The organism is Haloleucobacter ellipsoideus (assembly GCF_052491725.1).
In genome coordinates this window covers 1-17,199 of the sequence record NZ_JBQWAR010000008.1, presented here as the reverse complement: position 1 = coordinate 17,199, position 17,199 = coordinate 1, and the positions used below count along the sequence as shown (strand labels likewise).

The following is a 17,199-nucleotide window of genomic DNA, read 5'->3' as shown; positions in this document are numbered from 1 at the left end:
CCTCTACGTCTTTCTCCGGGCGTGCTCTTGTCATGAAGATGTGTCAAGCTGGCACAACGATGAACCGACTCTGAGGAGAATTCGATGTCCAACGCGGGAAGCCTTTTGGGTCAGTTGCTTGGTGCGGCGCTGAGCAATGGCGGCGTAAGGAACGGGCAGGCGAATTCTGCCAATGGCCTGCCCGGTGCGCTGGGTGATGTGCTGGGGCAGGTGCTCGGCGGCGGGGCCTCTCGCGGCGGCGCCACAGGCGGAGCCGGTGGCCTTGGGGATCTTCTCGGGCAGGTTCTGGGCGGGGCGACATCGCGCGGCAGCGGCAACAGCCAGACCGGGCCTTCCGGTGGCTTGAGCGATATTCTGGGCCAGGTTCTCGGCGGTGGACAGGGCGGGCAGACCGGGCCTTCTGGCGGACTGGGAGACCTTCTTGGTCAGGTGCTGGGCGGCGGTTCGGCTGGCGGAGCCTCGCCCCAGGGCAGCAGCCGTGGCACCAGTGGCGGCCTTGCCGATCTGGCCAGTGAGGCTCTGGGCCGTGGCGGGTCCTCATCCGTGCCCTCCACCGGCTCCAGCCCGGCTCCGGCACCGCAGCAGGCGCCGGGCGGCGGCACCCAGCCGGCGGGTGGCAATGATCTGGTGAAATATGGCGGCCTTGCCGTTATCGGCATGCTTGCCTTCAATGCCTTCCGCAAGTGGCAGGCGCAGGGCACGCAGGGACGCGCCAATTTCGTTTCCGATTTTGCCGAGGGCCAGCACGGCTTTACTCCGGCAGAGGCGCCGGGTGGCCCGGAGGCTTTCTCGAATGTGCTGCTGCAGGCCATGATCGCAGCCGCGCAGGCCGATGGGCAGATCGATCAGGATGAGTTCAACCACATTCTTGGCGGGTTGGAGAAAGCGGGCGCAAGCAATGCGGACCGTGAAGCCCTGATGGAATATCTCTCCACGCCGGTCGATCCGCAGGTTCTGGTGGATGCTGCGGTGAATCCGCAGGCCGCGAGCGAGATCTATGTGGCGTCCCTGATGGCCATCAAGCCCGATAATCCTGCTGAAAAGAAGTATCTGGATGATCTTGCCCATCGGCTGGGGGTTGATCCGGGCCTGAAGGCACAGCTCGATACGGCGCTCGCCGGGGTGTGAGCACAGGCCAGCCCATGCCTTGCATCGCTTGCTGAACGGGAACCGGTCACGCTTTGGCGTGGCCGGTTTTTTCATCTGGAGGGGCGCTTATCTTTCCGCCAGAGCCTTCAGCAAATGGTTCAGGGCCTTGTCTGGCGTGCTCCGGGGCCAGTCCCTCATCTGGTGGCGGAAGAAGGTGACCTGACGCTTGGCATAGCGCCTGGTATCGCCCTGCCCCTCAAGGATCGCATCGTCCAGATTGATGTCTCCCCGCAGGTATCGGCTAAGAGCCGGCGCGCCATGCGCCTTCAATATGGTGCGATCGGCCGGCAGCTTGCGGGCCGCCAGCGCTTCCACTTCCTGAAGGGCGCCAGAGTTGATCATGCCGTGGAAGCGCTCATCAATATGGGCGCGCAGCACTTCCCTTTCCACCTCAAGCACCATGGAAACGGTTTGTTCCTCTTTCAGAAAGGGGGGCTGGGCATCCTTTTGCCATTGTGAAAGAGGCCGTCCTGTCGCGCTGACAACCTCCAGCGCGCGTAGAATGCGCTGCCGGTCATTGATATTCAGCCGTGAGGCGGCTTCCGGGTCCAGTTCTGCAAGCTTTTGATGGAGAACCGGATTTTCGAGCGCTTCCGCCTGTTCGCGCATCGCGGCGCGGATCTCCTCGGGAATGGCCGGAATTTCCGCAAGCCCCTGTGTGAGGGCGCGAAAATAGAGGCCGGTTCCCCCCACCAGAATGGGAAGCTGGCCGCGGCTCCATGCCTGTTCAAGCGCGGCCCTGGCATCTTCCACCCAGCGCCCGACAGAGTAATCGGTATCGGCATCCACATGACCGTAAAGGGCGTGGGGTGCTCTGGCAAGGTCTGCGTCATTTGGACGCGCCGTCAAGATCCGCAGGTCGGCGTAAACTTGCATGGAATCTGCATTCAGCACGATACCGTTTCGCTGTTCCGCGAGCGCGAGCGCGAGTGCTGATTTTCCACTGGCAGTCGGGCCTGCGATAAGCACCGCGACTCTCTTTTCTGTTTCAGCTTCCGGTATCGTCATGGCCTATGTTGCAACGCTGATCTCTAATCCTTCTGCCCCCGCTGTGACGCGGAAGGCAATTCATGATGCAAGCGCCGTGCTGCTCAATGCGCAGGAGCCCGTGGTGCTGCACCCGGAGGTGGCGGTCGATATCCATTTCAAGCCGGAGCTTGGCGCAGATATCCGCGCACTTGCGCAACATGTGCGCGAGGCGCTGAACGGCGCACCGGTGGATGTTGTGGTGCAACTTGAGGCGGGCCGGCGCAAGCGTCTTTTCCTTGCGGACATGGATTCAACCATGATCGGGCAGGAATGTATTGATGAACTGGCCGATTGGGCCGGGCTGAAGGCGCATGTCTCGGCCATTACCGAGCGGGCGATGCGCGGGGAAATCGAGTTCGAGCCCGCCTTGCGTGAGCGCGTCTCACTGCTGCGGGATCTGCCGGTGAGCGTGGTGGCGGATGTGCTGCGCGAGCGCATTCGTCTCACCCCCGGCGGGCGTGAACTGGTGGGCACCATGCGGGCCAATGGCGCTTATGCGGCGCTGGTTTCCGGTGGCTTCACGCTGTTTACGCAAGTGATTGCCGAGCAGGTGGGCTTTGATGAACACCGCGCCAATGTGCTGGTGGTGGAAAAGGATGTGCTGGCCGGGAAGGTGGCCGAACCCATTCTGGGGCGCGAGGCGAAATACGCAACGCTTGTGGAGTTGCGGGACCGCATGCATCTGGCGCCTTCCGAAACGCTGGCTGTGGGCGATGGCGCGAATGATCTTGCCATGCTAGGCGAGGCCGGCCTTGGCGTGGCTTATCACGCAAAGCCTCAGGTGGCGGCAGCCGCCCATGCCCGTATCGATCATGGAGACCTGACAGCACTGCTTTACCTGCAGGGCTATACCCATGACGAGTTCCGCGTGAGCTGAATGCGGAAAGAGCCGGAGTTGCCGCTCCGGCTCTTCTCTTTTCAGGGCCGCTCAGTCCAGCGGGAGAGTCACGAACTCCTGCTCGCCCGTGCCATCGGAAATCAGCAGGAGCACGGCATTGCGGCCGGCCTTGCGCAGCGCCGCGATACGTCGCTCCAGCATGTCCGTATTCTCCACAGCTTCCTGCCCCACCTGAACGATGACCAGGCCCGGGCGCAATCCGCGCTCCGCCGCCGGTGAATTCTCGGCGACATCCGTGATCAGGACGCCCTTGATGGACGGATTGATCTTGTTCTCGGTGCGCAGCTCATCGCTCATATTGGCGAGGGTGAGGCCGAGCGCTTCCTGCTGGGGAGAGGGCTTCTCGGACTTTTTCTCCGCGTTTGAGGCGGCTTTCGCCTCACCTTCATCCGCCGGCATGCGCGCCACCTTCAGGCGCAGGGTTCGGGCCTTGCCCTTGCGGATGATCTCCACGGGAACCTCCCGGTCAACCATCGTATCCGCCACGGTGCGGGTCAGGTCGCGGATGGTCTTGATGTCCTTCCCGTCGAACTTGAGAATGATATCGCCCACATGAAGCCCCGCCTTGTCGGCCGGGCCATCCTTGTTGACGACACCGACAAGCGCGCCCTGTGCTTTCGACAGATCCAGCGTTTCGGCGATTTCCTCGGTGACAGGCTGGATGCGCACGCCAATCCAGCCCCGGCGCACCTCGCCATATTGTTCGAGCTGCGCCAGAACCGCTTTCGCGCTGGAGGCGGGAACGGCGAAACCAATGCCGATGGACCCTCCGGAAGGAGAGATGATGGCGGTGTTCACGCCCACAACCTCCCCCTCCATATTGAACAGGGGCCCGCCGGAATTGCCGCGATTGATGGCGGCATCCGTCTGGATGAAATTGTCATATGGGCCGGCATTGATGTCCCGGTTCCGGGCGGAAACCACCCCCACAGACAGGGAGCCGCCGAGCCCGAAGGGGTTGCCGATGGCCATCACCCAGTCTCCCACCCGCACAATCTCGGAGTTCCCGAAGCTGACAGCCGTGAGGGGCTTTTCCGGCTTCACCCGCAGCAGGGCCAGATCCGTCTTGGTGTCTCGTCCGACAAGCTCGGCCTTCAGCTTCGTGCCATCATTGAAGTTCGCGTAGATTTCATCCGCATCGGCAATGACGTGGTTATTGGTGACGATGAGGCCCGCAGGGTCGATGACAAAGCCGGAGCCGAGGGATGAAACGCGGCGAGGCGTGTTTTCTCCACCATCCTCCTGCCGGTTCTTGAAATATTCTTCAAAGAACTCCTCGAACGGGGCGCCCGGGGGCAGGTCTGGCACGGTGACGCTGCGGGAGGCTGCGACATTCTGGGAGGTGGAGATATTCACCACCGCATCCATCACCTTTTCCGCCGCATCCGCCACCGTATCCGGCCCCTTGGAGGGGGCTGCATGGGCAAGGGGAGCCGTGCCCGCCAGGGGGAGGGGAGCAAGGGCGCAGGTGAGAGCGAGGGAGAGGGTCGTCAGCGCGCGGAATGCAGGATGCGAACGGTGAAGTACGGGCATGGCTGTCCTCGATGCGCGCCCGGCATGCAGGCGGAATGACGCGTGTTTGGCGAAAGTCTAGCAGGCGGAAACAGGCGGATCTGTGAACGGATGAGATAAATGCTGTGAAAGCAGTCCAGTGTCAGCGTGAAAGCCGCCCCCGGAAAGAAAACGGCGGAGCGTGCCATGCACACTCCGCCGCAGATCCTGACCCATTGGATGGGGCAATATCACTCAGTTCGCAGCAGCCGGCTTTCCAGCCCCGACAGGGTTCTGGAAATAGCGGAAGAAGCTGGAATCAGGGCTCAGAAGCAGCCGGGTATCGGCCGACTTCATGCTGGCCTCATATGCCTGCATGGAGCGGTAGAAGGTGAAGAACTCCGGATCACGCCCAAAAGCTTCGGCGAAGATCTGGTTGCGTTCGGCATCGCCTTCACCGCGCAGCTGCTCGCCCTTGGAGCTGGCTTCAGCCACGATAACGGTTGCCTGACGTTCGGCCCGGGCGCGCAGCCGCTGGGCGGCCTCGTTACCCTGTGCGCGAATATCGGCGGCTTCGCGCTGGCGCTCGGTCTGCATGCGCTGGAACACCGCCTTGGAGTTGGCCTCCGGCAGGTCCGCGCGACGGATGCGGACATCCACCACCGTGATACCGAAGCCGGTAGCCTCGCGGTTCACCTGCTCCGCGATACGGCGCATCAGACCCTCACGATCATCACGCACAACGGAAATGAAGGTGCTTTCACCCAGAACGCGGCGCAGGGCCGAGCTGAGCACCGTGGCAAGGCGGGAGTTGGCCGCCTCGACCGTGCCGACAGCCTGATAGAAGCGCAGGGGATTGGTGATGCGATAGCGCGCGAAGGCATCCACCACCAGACGCTTCTGATCCGAGGCAATCACTTCCTGCGAAGGCATTTCCAGATCGAGCGTGCGGTTGTCGAGATAGACCACGCTGTCGATGAAGGGCACCTTCCAGTGCAGGCCCGGCGTTGTGATGGGCGCCTGCGGCTCACCAAAGCGCAATACCAGCGCCTGCTGGGTCTGGTTGACGATGAAGGCGGCCGAGTACAGCACGACGAGGCCGACAGCGACGAGGATGGCGAGAACAACGCCCAGAACCTGATTTCTCACCGCTGACCTCCCTGCGTGGTGCTGGCTGCCGGCTTGCGGTTCAGCATCTCATTGAGGGGCAGAACCGGGAGAATACCGCTGCCGCCCTGCTGGCCGGTACCGGGATCGACGATGATCTTGTCAACGCCCCCGAGCACACGCTCCATGGTTTCCAGATACATGCGCTCGCGCGTCACATCCTTGGCTTTCAGATATTCATCATAGATGGACAGGAAGCGGGCTGCCTGGCCGCGGGCTTCCACAACGGTGCGCTCACGATAGGCCTGGGCGGCGTTCTCGATGCGGGAGGCCTCACCACGGGCTTCCGGCAGAACGCGATTGGCATAGGTCTGCGCTTCGTTCTGGGCGCGCTCGGCGTCGGCGCGGGCGGCCTGCACGTCACGGAAGGCGTCGATCACCTCACCCGGAGGGTCAACCTTCTGCAGCTGCACCTGCGTGACCCGCACGCCGGCGGAATACTGGTCCAGCGTACGCTGCATCAGCTCCTGCACCGCGGTCTCGATATTCTGGCGCGCCCCGGTCAGGACAGGCTGGATATCGGTGCGGCCGATCACTTCACGCATGGCGCTTTCCGCCACGGCCTTGATCGTGCCTTCCGGGTTCTGGACGTTGAACAGATACTGTTCGGCATTCGAGATGACCCAGAACACCGAGAAGTCCACATCCACGATGTTCTCGTCACCGGTGAGCATCAGGCTCTCTTCCGGCACATCGCGCATGGTTGCGCCACGGCGCGGCTCTTCGGCAACGCGCATGCCGATATCGATGCGGTTCACGCGGGTGACCTTGGGGGTCAGCACGGTTTCGATCGGATAGGGCAGGTGATAGTTCAGGCCGGGCTGGGTGATGCCGATGAACTTGCCGAACCGGAGAACGACGCCCTGCTCATCCGGCTGAACGCGGTAGAAGCCGGACAGAAGCCAGCCCGCAATGATCAGGATCAGGACAAGAATGACACCTTTCGCGCCGAACGAACCCGGCAGCATGGTGCGGAGCTGGTCCTGACTGCGGCGGATGATGTCTTCAATATCAGGTGGCGTTGGTCCGTTGGAGGATGGCCCATTTCCCCATGGGCCGCGCGGCCCACTCCCCCATGGGCCGCCACTCTGATTTTTCCATGACATCCGTGTCTCTCCTCAGCGGAGCCCCTCAGGCCGCCGCATCACACCGTGTCTTGCCCGGCACCGCGCAAGGCAGGCCGGGCTGTGAATCTCATGCGTGAAAACCTGCCTGTCCTCCGCCGGATGGCGAATCTTCAGGCAGCCAGAGTCCGGAAATGTGGAACTGGCCAGCAAAAGCCCAGGCTCCATACCTTCCTTATCACGGCCACGCCACCGCATGGTTATAGGGAACCGGTCCTCGCCTTTCAACGCGAGGACCGGTTCTCCACTTTCAGCAAATAGGATGCTGATGAACTTTACGCAACGGGAGGAGGGACGGAACCGTTGCGTTCAGTGCTATTATTGTTCCGCGCGCTCTGGGCTGCGGCTCGATAATGTTCGAGCACAAACAGGCGGATAGCAGAGGACAGATTGCCCTGGCTGCGTGCGGAATCGATGCTGGCGACAAGATCGGAAAGGGTCAGGCGGCGCCCGCTGGCAATTTCCTTGAGTGCTTCCCAGAAGGCGTCTTCCAGGCTGACGCTGGTTTTATGCCCTGCAATGACAATAGAGCGCTTAACCACGGGGCTTTTCATTTTCTTCCCTTCCGGTCAGGGCATGGCCTTCAAGAAGGCGACGCTGGCGTTCCAAAGTCTTGCTCGTAATGTCACGTTCAGCACGCGGTCTGCCGAATCGAACCCGGTTCTCTTCTGCCTTTGCCTGCTCCGCCCGGCGTGTGCGCACCTTGCGTTCTCGATGAAGACTGATGACGTCGCCCAATTTACACCTCATGGAACAGCCGGTTCCCCCAAACCGGCTGGCTAGACTTGTATACATGCGCGAAGAGGCAACACACACGCTCCGGCTTACGTGCAGGAACCAGACTGATGCTCTGGTTTTGTTGCAGTCGGCGACCAGAATACCTCTCGGTGCGCCGCGAGAATATGGCCATTTGTCGGAAGGTTGCCCTCCGCCGGTTACCTCCAGGGAATAAATTTAGTGCCTGACAGGGGATTATCGCGTCTTTGTGATCGTAATTTCCCCGCTCCTCGCGACATGTGCTAAGGAGCCCGCGCTGCGTGTTTCATGGTGATGAAAGGGTTAAGCCGATGACCACCCGTACTGAAACGGATACTTTTGGTCCAATCGAAGTTCCCGCGGACCGTTACTGGGGCGCTCAGGCGCAGCGCTCTCTGGGCAATTTCAAGATCGGGTGGGAGAAGCAGCCGCTTCCGGTCGTTCGCGCTCTGGGCATCGTGAAGCGCGCCGCCGCTGAAACCAATCGCGATCTTGGCCGTCTCGATCCCAAGCTGGCAGATGCCATCATTGCCGCCGCGCAGGAAGTGATCGACGGGAAGCTGGACGAGCATTTCCCCCTCGTGGTCTGGCAGACCGGCTCGGGCACCCAGTCCAACATGAATGCCAACGAGGTCATCTCGAATCGCGCCATCGAGATTCTGGGCGGTGAGAAGGGCTCCAAGAAGCCCGTGCACCCCAATGACCATGTGAATATGAGCCAGTCATCCAACGACACCTTCCCCACCGCCATGCATGTGGCCTGTGCGGAAGAGGTTGTGCGCCGTCTCATCCCGGCCCTGCGCCAGCTGCATGCAGCACTGGATGCCAAGGCGAAGGCCTGGGATCACATCATCAAGATCGGCCGTACCCATACGCAGGATGCAACCCCGCTGACCCTTGGCCAGGAGTTCTCCGGCTACGCCCAGCAGGTGGCCAATGGCATCGAGCGTATCGAGCTGACCCTGCCGGCGCTGATGCAGCTGGCGCAGGGTGGCACGGCTGTCGGCACCGGCCTGAATGCGCCCATCGGCTTTGCTGAAAAGGTTGCCGGGCAGATCGCCAAGATCACCGAGCTGCCCTTCACATCCGCCCCGAACAAGTTCGAGGCTCTGGCGGCACATGACGCGATGGTGTTCACGCATGGCGCGATCAACACCGTTGCGGCTTCCCTGTTCAAGATTGCCAATGACATCCGCTTCCTCGGCTCCGGGCCGCGTTCCGGCCTTGGTGAGCTGGCTCTGCCCGAGAATGAGCCGGGCTCCTCGATCATGCCGGGCAAGGTGAACCCCACCCAGTGTGAGGCGATGACCCAGGTTTGCGCGCAGATCTTCGGCAACCATGCCACTTTGACCTTCGCGGACAGCCAGGGCCATTTCGAGCTGAACGTGTTCAACCCGGTGATGGCCTACAACTTCCTCCAGTCCGTACGCCTGATGGCGGATGCCTCGGTCAGCTTTACCGAGCATTGCGTGGTGGGCATCGAGGCCCGTGAGGACAATATCAAGGCCGCGCTGGAACGCTCCCTGATGCTGGTGACCGCGCTGGCGCCGAAGATCGGCTATGACAATGCCGCCAAGATCGCCAAGACCGCGCACAAGAATGGCACCACCCTGCGCGATGAGGCTGTCGGGGGCGGTTATGTCACCAATGAAGAATTTGATGAGATTGTCCGTCCGGAGAAGATGATTTCTCCGAACTGATCCGTCTCTGGATCTCTTCTGAATGTGGCGTGTCGATGAAAATTGGCACGCCATTTTCTTTTGTATCTCTGGGGAAGGGGGTAACTTGCTGCGGACTGTCTGACAGGAATGGGCTGACACTATGGGGGGCTTGATGGAGCAGGACGCAAGTATTCATGATCTGCATCCAACACAGCTGACATTGGGACTTGCGGAGGTGCGCAAGCGCGCCAAGGCGATGCGCCAGCTCGCGCCGGGGGATCTCAGGTCACTGTTGCAGAGCAAGCCGGTGCCGCATGTGCTGGGGCCGGGTGGGCGCATTTATATCATAGACCATCATCATCTGTGCCGCGCCCTGCTGGAGGTGGGTCATGAACGCGTGATTCTCGGCACCCAGCTCGAGGACTGGTCTGATCTGGACCTGAAATCCTTCTGGGCGCGGATGGAAGCGCACAGTTATTGCTGGCCGATCGACATGAACGGGAACCGGCGCCCCTATTCCAGAATTCCACCCCATATCCGGGAACTGACGGACAATCCGTGGCGGACACTGGCCCGTTCCATCCGGGGCACGGCCTATTCCAATGAGGATACGCCGTTTCAGGAGTTCAAATGGGGGGATTACTATCGCTCCTTCATGACACAGCGCCTGTTGGAGTGTGATAGTGAACTGGCGATGGAACTTGCCGTGAAGCTCTCGCATATTGATGAGGCGCATGATCTGCCCGGCTTTATCGGGCGCCGTGCGGGCAAGACATCGGAAGCGGCAAGATCCGATGGAAAGCAGAAAAGGGGCTGAGAAGGCGATGTCTGGAATGGTTGTGTCCGTGAGCCGCCTGCGGGCGCCCGTATTCATGGTGTTCTTTTCGCTGCTTCTGGCCGGTTGCGGCATCAACACCATTCCCACCGCCGAGGAGCAGGCCAAGGCATCCTGGAGCGAGGTGCTCAACCAGTATCAGCGCCGGTCGGATCTCATCCCCAATCTGGTGGAAACGGTGAAGGGGTATGCCACCCATGAGCGCGAGGTTCTGACCGAGGTGACGGATGCCCGCGCCAAGGCCACCGCCGTTCATGTCGATGCCTCCACCATCACCGACCCGGAACAGTTCCGCCAGTTCCAGGAGGCGCAGTCACGCCTTTCCGGCGCTCTGGGCCGGCTCTTGGCCATTACCGAAGCCTATCCGGACCTGAAGGCAAACCAGAACTTCCTCGCTCTCCAGTCGCAGATCGAGGGGACCGAGAACCGCATTGCGGTGGCGCGGCGCGATTATATCGAGGCCGTGCGGGTCTATAATACCGAGCTGAAAACCTTTCCGGGTGTGATCTGGGCCTCCACCATCTATCGCTCCTACAAGCCGATGGAGACCTTCACCATTTCCGAGGAGCAGAAGCAGGCGCCGCAGGTGAAGTTCTGACGACGCGCCTTGCGGGTGGACAGGGCTCATGAACGCAGACCGCCACAGCCATTCGTGCCCGCGACCACTTGTGTGGCCGCAGGCGGTGTTGCGCCATTTGTGTGCCCTGTTGCTCCTGCTGGCGATTCTGGCGCAGACGGGCAGCCCGGCCCATGCCGAGCCCCGCTATCCCCCTCTGACCAGCCATGTGGTCGATGCCGCAGGCATCATTGATCCGGTGACCGCCGCCGAGCTGGATGCCGCCCTGCTGGCGCAGGAGGGGAAAACATCGGATCAGCTGGTGGTGGCGACGGTGCCTTCGCTGGAGGGGTATCCGATCGAGGATTATGCCAATGGCCTCTTCCGGGCATGGAAGCTGGGCCAGTCAAAAGAGAATAATGGCATCCTGCTGCTGATCGCGCCAAATGAACGGCGCGTCCGTATCGAGGTTGGCTATGGGCTTGAGGGCATTCTCACCGATGCTGTCGCCAGCACCATCATCCGCAACGCGATTATTCCCGAGTTTCAGGCCGGAGACATGGGGCAGGGGGCGCTGAAGGGCGCGCAGGCCATTCAGGATGTGCTGAACATGGATCCGGAAGAGGCGCGCGCCCGTGCCCGCGCGCTGGAGGCCCAGCAGAACCAGATGACCGATGAGGATGTCGCGGACATCATCATCTTTCTCATCTTCCTTGCTTTCATCATTTTCATGATCTGGCGATCCAACGGCAGTTCAGGCGGCCCCGGAATCCGGGGGAGGGGACGACGGAATGCGGGGGCAGGCGGCATGATCTCGACATGGGACTGGGGCTCCGGGCGGGGCGGTTTTGGCGGACGTTCGGGCGGCGGCTGGTCCGGGGGGCGGGGTGGCTCTTCCGGCGGCGGCGGGGCATCCGGCAGCTGGTGAGGGCCGTATCGTGCGCCGTGTGGTGAGCCATCCGGCTGCCGAACATTGAGGGAACCGAATGTCATCGGGCGACACTGCTGGGCAGATGATGAAAATGCAGAAGCTGGGCCTGTCCGCAGACCAGCTCCGGAATATTGCCCGGGCCATTGCCGCTGCCGAGCAGAAAACCGCCGCGGAAATCCGGGTGGTGGTTTCAGGTACGCCTGTCATCCGGCACCGCTTCTTTCCTCTGGTCTGGGCGGGGGCGGCGGCGCTGCTTCTGCCATGGATCATCCAGTTCTGGCGTCCGATGTCTGGCCTGGCGATTCTCGAGATCCAGGCGGCCATTTTCATGGTCAGCGCGCTCATCCTCATGCTTCCCGGCCTGTCGGACCGGGTGGTGCCGGGCTATTTCCTCAGGTTGCGGGTGCGCGCGGCGGCCATTGAAACCTTTCTGGCGCATGGCATGACGCAGACGACCGGACGCAGTGGCGTGCTCATCTTCGTTGCAGGGCATGAGCATATGGTCGAAGTTGTCGCGGATGAGGGAATCCACGAACATCCGGGCGCCGAAACATGGGCCGAGATCTGCGCTCTCATCACCAGCCGGGCGCGTGAGGGGAATCTGGGCGAGGGGATCATCGCCGGGGTGGAGCGGGCAGGGGAGCGTCTGGCCGCGTTTCTTCCCCCTGTCACCTCCGGGGCGAATGAGCTGGACGACCGGGTCATCCTCCTGTGAAGCCGATGGCAAAAGGATAACTCAAGGAAAGCGGATGCCATGAACGAGGTTGCGAAAACAGCATAATGGGCCCCGTGCTGCTTCTCGCTTCCCCCTGTTGTGCTTCCATGGCTTTCCAAGAGCAGCGCGGCGGCCTAGATTGCGCGGCCGAACTTAGGGGCTCACTCAAGGCAAAGGGCTAATCTCATGACGAAACCCGCCGTTCGCGTCGCTGTTACAGGCGCCGCCGGTCAGATCTGTTACTCACTGCTGTTCCGCATCGCCAATGGCGATATGTACGGCAAGGACCAGCCTGTCATCCTTCAGCTTCTGGATCTGCCGCAGGCCCAGTCGGCCGTTGGCGGCGTGGTGATGGAGCTTGAGGACTGCGCATTCCCGAATCTGGCCGATGTCGTCATCACTGATGACCCGAAGGTCGCGTTCAGGGATGTGGACGCGGCGATTCTGGTTGGTGCCCGTCCGCGCTCCAAGGGTATGGAGCGGGCAGACCTGCTCTCCGCCAATGCCGAGATCTTCAAGGTGCAGGGCCGCGCTCTCAATGAATCAGCCAAGCGCGATGTAAAGGTGCTGGTTGTCGGCAATCCGGCAAACACCAATGCCTATATCACCGCCAAGAGCGCTCCCGACCTGCCGGCGCGCAACATCACCGCCATGCTGCGTCTGGACCACAACCGCGCTCTTTCACAGTTCGCGAAGAAGGCCGGTGTGCTGTCCCAGGATATCGAGAAGCTGGCCGTGTGGGGCAACCACTCCCCCACCATGTATGCCGACTACCGCTTCGCGACCGTCAAGGGCAAGCCGCTGCCGGAGCTGGTGAATGACCAGGCCTGGTATCGCGACACGCTGATTCCGACCGTCGGCAAGCGCGGCGCCGCGATTATCGAAGCGCGCGGCCTGTCCTCCGCCGCTTCCGCCGCCAATGCCGCGGTTGACCACATGCATGACTGGATCCACGGCACCAATGGCGGCTGGGTCTCCATGGGCGTGGCCTCGGATGGCTCCTATGGCGTACCGGAGGGAATCGTATTCGGTGTCCCGGCCGTCTGCTCCAATGGTGATTACGAAGTCATTAAGGATCTGCCGATGGATGACTTCTCCAAGGAGAAGTTTGGCATCACCCTGAAGGAGCTTCTGGAAGAGCGCGACGGCGTCGCCTCGCTTCTGGGCTGATCCTGTCCATTATGGTTAATGGGGCGCGGCGTAAGACGTCGCGCCCCTTTTTGCATCTGGATCAGACACGTGGTTCCGGATGCGGGAGTGAATTGCGGTGACGGGCGCTTTTCTCCGCTTGAAAGCTTGTAATCGCTTGACGTAGAGCGACTCTGCGGGTAAAAGCAGCCCACTTTCAGGGCAGGCAGTTAATGCCATGTCGGGAATCGCGGTCCACGGAAATCATAACCCTATGATTTCTCGCATTCCTTGGCTCACGACGCTGCCGGAAACAGCACTGCGATAACTTCAGGTGCATGATCGCGGCGTCAGTTTTCTGATCAGAAAACGGGAACGTGGTGATCCTCTGTCGCGGCAAGGTGTGCCCAAGCCCTGCGGGGTGGGTGACGCCTTTCCTGTCGTGGTGAGACTGTCGGTGACGATGGTCGAAAGAATTCACGGCCCCTAGGGGTCAGTCATGCAGTCCATTCGGGCTGTGCAACGAAGAATGCGGTCAAGGCCGCAGGTCAGGACGAGGCGAAGGCGTACATGCCGACGATCAACCAGCTGATCCGTAAGCCGCGGGAAGCGCAGAAGGCGCGGGACAAGGCGCCTGCGCTTCAGTCGAGCCCCCAGAAGCGTGGTGTTTGCACCCGTGTGTATACCACCACTCCGAAGAAGCCGAACTCGGCTCTTCGTAAGGTTGCCAAGGTGCGGCTTACCAACAGCTTCGAAGTGATCGGCTACATTCCGGGTGAAGGTCACAATCTTCAGGAGCACTCCGTGGTGATGATCCGCGGCGGTCGTGTGAAGGATCTTCCCGGCGTGCGCTATCACATTCTGCGCGGCGTGCTCGACACGCAGGGCGTCAAGAACCGGAAGCAGCGTCGTTCGAAGTACGGCGCCAAGCGGCCCAAGTGATCGGCTGAAGTGAGGAATTAGATATGTCTCGTCGTCACAAGGCTGAGCGCCGCGAGGTTATTCCGGATCCGAAGTACGGTTCCACCGTGCTTTCCCGCTTCATGAATTCCGTGATGCGTGATGGCAAGAAGTCTGTCGCCGAGGGCATCGTTTATGGTGCGCTTGATGTCGTCGAGACCAAGGCCAAGCACGATCCGGTTGAAGTGTTTATTCAGGCTCTTGAGAATGTGGCTCCGGCCGTCGAGGTTCGCTCTCGTCGTGTTGGTGGCGCCACCTACCAGGTGCCGGTGGAAGTGCGCAACGAGCGTCGTCAGACTCTGGCGATTCGCTGGCTGATTGCTTCTGCTCGTGCTCGCAACGAGAAGACCATGGTGGAGCGTCTGTCCGCCGAGCTTCTTGATGCGGCAAACAATCGCGGCTCTGCCGTGAAGAAGCGCGAGGACACGCACCGTATGGCTGAAGCCAACCGTGCATTCTCGCATTACCGCTGGTGATCGGAACCGAGGACTGAGCAATGCCGCGCAGCCACGCGATCGAGGACTATCGCAACTTTGGCATCATGGCCCACATTGATGCCGGCAAGACCACGACCACCGAGCGGATTCTTTTCTTCACCGGAAAGAACCACAAGCTTGGTGAAACCCATGATGGTTCTGCCACCATGGACTTCATGAGCCAGGAGCAGGAGCGCGGCATTACCATTACGTCGGCCGCGACGACCGCTTTCTGGCGCGGCAAGCGCCTGAACATCATCGACACTCCCGGCCACGTGGACTTCACCATTGAGGTCGAGCGTTCCCTGCGTGTTCTTGATGGCGCTGTCTGCGTGCTGGACGGTAACCAGGGCGTCGAGCCCCAGACGGAAACCGTGTGGCGCCAGGCGGACAAGTATGATGTGCCGCGTATCGTGTTCGTCAACAAGATGGACAAGATCGGCGCTGACTTCTTCCGCTGCGTGGACATGATCGTTGATCGTGTGGCCGGCAATCCTGTCTGCTGCCAGATTCCGATCGGTGCCGAGAGCAACTTCAAGGGTGTCGTTGACCTGATCACCATGAAGTCCATCATCTGGGAAGATGACGGGACTGGCATGAACTTCAAGGAAGGCGAGATCCCGGCGGACCTGCAGGACAAGGCTGTCGAGTATCGTGGCAAGCTGATCGAAGCTGCTGTCGAGCTTGATGACGATGTCATGGCCGCCTATCTGGATGGCGTGGAGCCGGACGAGCAGACGCTCAAGAACCTGATCCGCAAGGCAGTTGTCGGTCGCGTCTTCAACCCCGTCTTCTGCGGCTCGGCCTTCAAGAACCGTGGCGTTCAGCCGCTTCTTGATGCCGTTGTCGACTATCTGCCTTCTCCGGTCGATCGTGGCGCGATTCGCGGCATCGATTTCCGTACCGAAGAAGAGACGGAGCGTCTTCCCACGGATCAGGAGCCGCTTTCGGTTCTTGCGTTCAAGATCATGGACGACCCCTTCGTCGGCACGATCACCTTCTGCCGGATCTACTCGGGCGTGATGGAAGCTGGCATGAGCCTGCTGAACTCCACGCGCGACAAGCGTGAGCGTGTTGGCCGTATGCTTCTGATGCATGCGAACAACCGTGAGGACATCAAGGAAGCTTATGCCGGCGACATCGTCGCTCTGGCTGGCCTCAAGGATGTCCGCACCGGTGACACGCTTTGCGATCCGACCAAGGCCGTGATTCTGGAAAAGATGGAATTCCCCGAGCCGGTCATCGAGATCGCGATCGAGCCGAAGTCCAAGGCTGACCAGGAGAAGCTGGGCATCGCCCTGTCGAAGCTGGCTGCCGAGGATCCGTCCTTCCGCGTTTCGACCGATCAGGAAAGCGGCCAGACCATTCTGAAGGGAATGGGCGAGCTGCATCTGGACATCAAGGTCGACATTCTGCGCCGTACCTATAAGGTCGATGCGAATGTGGGTGCTCCTCAGGTTGCCTATCGTGAGACTCTCACGAAGAAGACCGAGGTGGATTACACCCACAAGAAGCAGACCGGCGGTACGGGTCAGTTCGCCCGCGTCAAGCTGGTGATCGAGCCGAATGAAGCCGGCAAGGGCTTCGAGTTCGAGAGCGTGATTGTTGGCGGTGCGGTGCCGAAGGAATACATCCCGGGCGTCCAGAAGGGCCTCGAAAGTGTTCTCGGTGCAGGTGTTCTGGCTGGCTTCCCGGTCGTGGACATCAAGGTCCAGCTCATCGACGGCGCGTTCCATGAAGTTGACTCGTCGGCCCTGGCCTTCGAAATCGCTTCCCGGGCCGCTCTTCGTGAGGCTCTGCAGAAGGGTTCGTCGGTTCTCCTTGAGCCGGTGATGAAGGTCGAAGTGGTGACTCCCGAGGAGTACACCGGTTCTGTCATCGGTGATCTGAACTCCCGTCGTGGTCAGATCCAGGGGCAGGACATGCGCGGTAACGCGAATGTCGTGAATGCAATGGTGCCGCTGGCCAACATGTTTGGTTATGTGAACTCCCTGCGTTCCTTCAGTCAGGGTCGCGCAACCTTCACCATGCAGTTTGACCACTACGAGCAGGTTCCGTCGAACGTTGCTCAGGAAATTCAGGCCAAGTACGCGTAAGCGTCGGTCTGAGTTTCACTTCGCCCTTAAGATCAAGCCAGAGAGACCCAACGGAGCGTCCCATGGCCAAAGAGAAGTTCAACCGCTCGAAGCCGCATTGCAACATCGGCACCATTGGTCACGTTGACCATGGCAAGACGTCGCTGACGGCTGCGATCACGAAGGTGCTGGCTGAGGCTGGCGGCGCCTCCTTCACGGCATATGACCAGATTGACAAGGCGCCTGAA

18 protein-coding genes are annotated in these 17,199 nt (G+C 61.0%); 12 read left to right on the top strand and 6 right to left on the bottom strand.

From position 1 onward, the window contains the following. The first annotated feature begins 84 nt into the window (after positions 1-84). Complete coding sequence (locus ACT6QG_RS00485; RefSeq protein ID WP_444975650.1) at positions 85-1,128, top strand: tellurite resistance TerB family protein; 1,044 nt, start codon at positions 85-87, stop codon at positions 1,126-1,128. 87 nt (positions 1,129-1,215) lie between these two features. Here ACT6QG_RS00485 and miaA read toward each other — a convergent pair whose 3' ends face one another. Beyond that, complete coding sequence (miaA, locus tag ACT6QG_RS00480; RefSeq protein ID WP_444975649.1) at positions 1,216-2,157, bottom strand: tRNA (adenosine(37)-N6)-dimethylallyltransferase MiaA; 942 nt, start codon at positions 2,155-2,157, stop codon at positions 1,216-1,218. Between miaA and serB the strand changes: the two genes are divergently transcribed. Next, positions 2,156-3,055 (top strand): phosphoserine phosphatase SerB, encoded by a 900-nt coding sequence (gene serB / locus ACT6QG_RS00475; RefSeq protein ID WP_444975648.1) that lies wholly within the window; start codon positions 2,156-2,158, stop codon positions 3,053-3,055. The two genes, miaA and serB, sit on opposite strands and share 2 nt — an antisense overlap. Positions 3,056-3,106: 51 nt before the next feature. Here the strand turns inward: serB and ACT6QG_RS00470 are convergent, their stop codons facing one another. The 5 genes from ACT6QG_RS00470 to ACT6QG_RS00450 form a co-directional block, all read right to left on the bottom strand. Next, positions 3,107-4,609: a DegQ family serine endoprotease gene (locus tag ACT6QG_RS00470; RefSeq protein WP_444975647.1), complete on the bottom strand. Its 1,503-nt coding sequence runs from the start codon at positions 4,607-4,609 to the stop codon at positions 3,107-3,109. Positions 4,610-4,822: 213 nt separating this feature from the next. After that, positions 4,823-5,716 carry a protease modulator HflC gene (gene hflC / locus ACT6QG_RS00465; protein WP_444975646.1) on the bottom strand — a complete coding sequence of 298 codons (894 nt, stop codon included), beginning with the start codon at positions 5,714-5,716 and terminating at the stop codon, positions 4,823-4,825. Then, positions 5,713-6,840, bottom strand: coding sequence for an FtsH protease activity modulator HflK (gene hflK / locus ACT6QG_RS00460; protein WP_444975645.1), 1,128 nt, complete (start codon positions 6,838-6,840; stop codon positions 5,713-5,715). Before hflK ends, hflC begins: the two co-directional genes overlap by 4 nt. A gap of 293 nt (positions 6,841-7,133) precedes the next feature. Continuing rightward, a complete protein-coding gene (locus tag ACT6QG_RS00455; RefSeq protein ID WP_444975644.1) occupies positions 7,134-7,412 on the bottom strand; it encodes a ribbon-helix-helix domain-containing protein in 279 nt (92 codons plus the stop codon). Continuing rightward, complete coding sequence (locus tag ACT6QG_RS00450; RefSeq protein WP_444975643.1) at positions 7,393-7,608, bottom strand: DUF4169 family protein; 216 nt, start codon at positions 7,606-7,608, stop codon at positions 7,393-7,395. Before ACT6QG_RS00450 ends, ACT6QG_RS00455 begins: the two co-directional genes overlap by 20 nt. A gap of 317 nt (positions 7,609-7,925) precedes the next feature. Here ACT6QG_RS00450 and fumC point away from each other — a divergent pair, with 317 nt between their 5' ends. The 10 genes from fumC to ACT6QG_RS00400 all read left to right on the top strand — a co-directional run. Beyond that, positions 7,926-9,314 (top strand): class II fumarate hydratase, encoded by a 1,389-nt coding sequence (gene fumC, locus ACT6QG_RS00445; RefSeq protein ID WP_444975642.1) that lies wholly within the window; start codon positions 7,926-7,928, stop codon positions 9,312-9,314. A 133-nt stretch (positions 9,315-9,447) separates the two neighbouring features. After that, positions 9,448-10,092, top strand: coding sequence for a ParB-like protein (locus ACT6QG_RS00440; RefSeq protein WP_444975641.1), 645 nt, complete (start codon positions 9,448-9,450; stop codon positions 10,090-10,092). A 16-nt stretch (positions 10,093-10,108) separates the two neighbouring features. After that, positions 10,109-10,708: a LemA family protein gene (locus ACT6QG_RS00435; RefSeq protein ID WP_444975665.1), complete on the top strand. Its 600-nt coding sequence runs from the start codon at positions 10,109-10,111 to the stop codon at positions 10,706-10,708. A 28-nt stretch (positions 10,709-10,736) separates the two neighbouring features. Further along, on the top strand, positions 10,737-11,594 hold the full coding sequence (locus ACT6QG_RS00430; protein ID WP_444975640.1) for a TPM domain-containing protein: 858 nt from the start codon (positions 10,737-10,739) through the stop codon (positions 11,592-11,594). A gap of 58 nt (positions 11,595-11,652) precedes the next feature. After that, the gene (locus ACT6QG_RS00425) at positions 11,653-12,312 is read left to right on the top strand and encodes a TPM domain-containing protein (RefSeq protein ID WP_444975639.1); all 660 of its coding nucleotides are present in this window, start codon (positions 11,653-11,655) and stop codon (positions 12,310-12,312) included. A gap of 186 nt (positions 12,313-12,498) precedes the next feature. Then, a complete protein-coding gene (locus ACT6QG_RS00420) occupies positions 12,499-13,482 on the top strand; it encodes a malate dehydrogenase (RefSeq protein ID WP_444975638.1) in 984 nt (327 codons plus the stop codon). 528 nt (positions 13,483-14,010) lie between these two features. Then, entirely contained in the window at positions 14,011-14,382 is a 372-nt protein-coding gene (gene rpsL / locus ACT6QG_RS00415; protein ID WP_444975637.1) for a 30S ribosomal protein S12, read from the top strand. A gap of 23 nt (positions 14,383-14,405) precedes the next feature. After that, positions 14,406-14,876, top strand: a complete 471-nt coding sequence (rpsG, locus tag ACT6QG_RS00410; RefSeq protein ID WP_444975636.1) for a 30S ribosomal protein S7 — start codon at positions 14,406-14,408, stop codon at positions 14,874-14,876. Positions 14,877-14,896: 20 nt separating this feature from the next. Beyond that, entirely contained in the window at positions 14,897-16,972 is a 2,076-nt protein-coding gene (gene fusA / locus ACT6QG_RS00405; protein WP_444975635.1) for an elongation factor G, read from the top strand. Between the two features lie 62 nt (positions 16,973-17,034). Then, the coding region (locus ACT6QG_RS00400; protein ID WP_444975631.1) for a GTP-binding protein at positions 17,035-17,199 on the top strand (165 nt) is incomplete at its 3' end.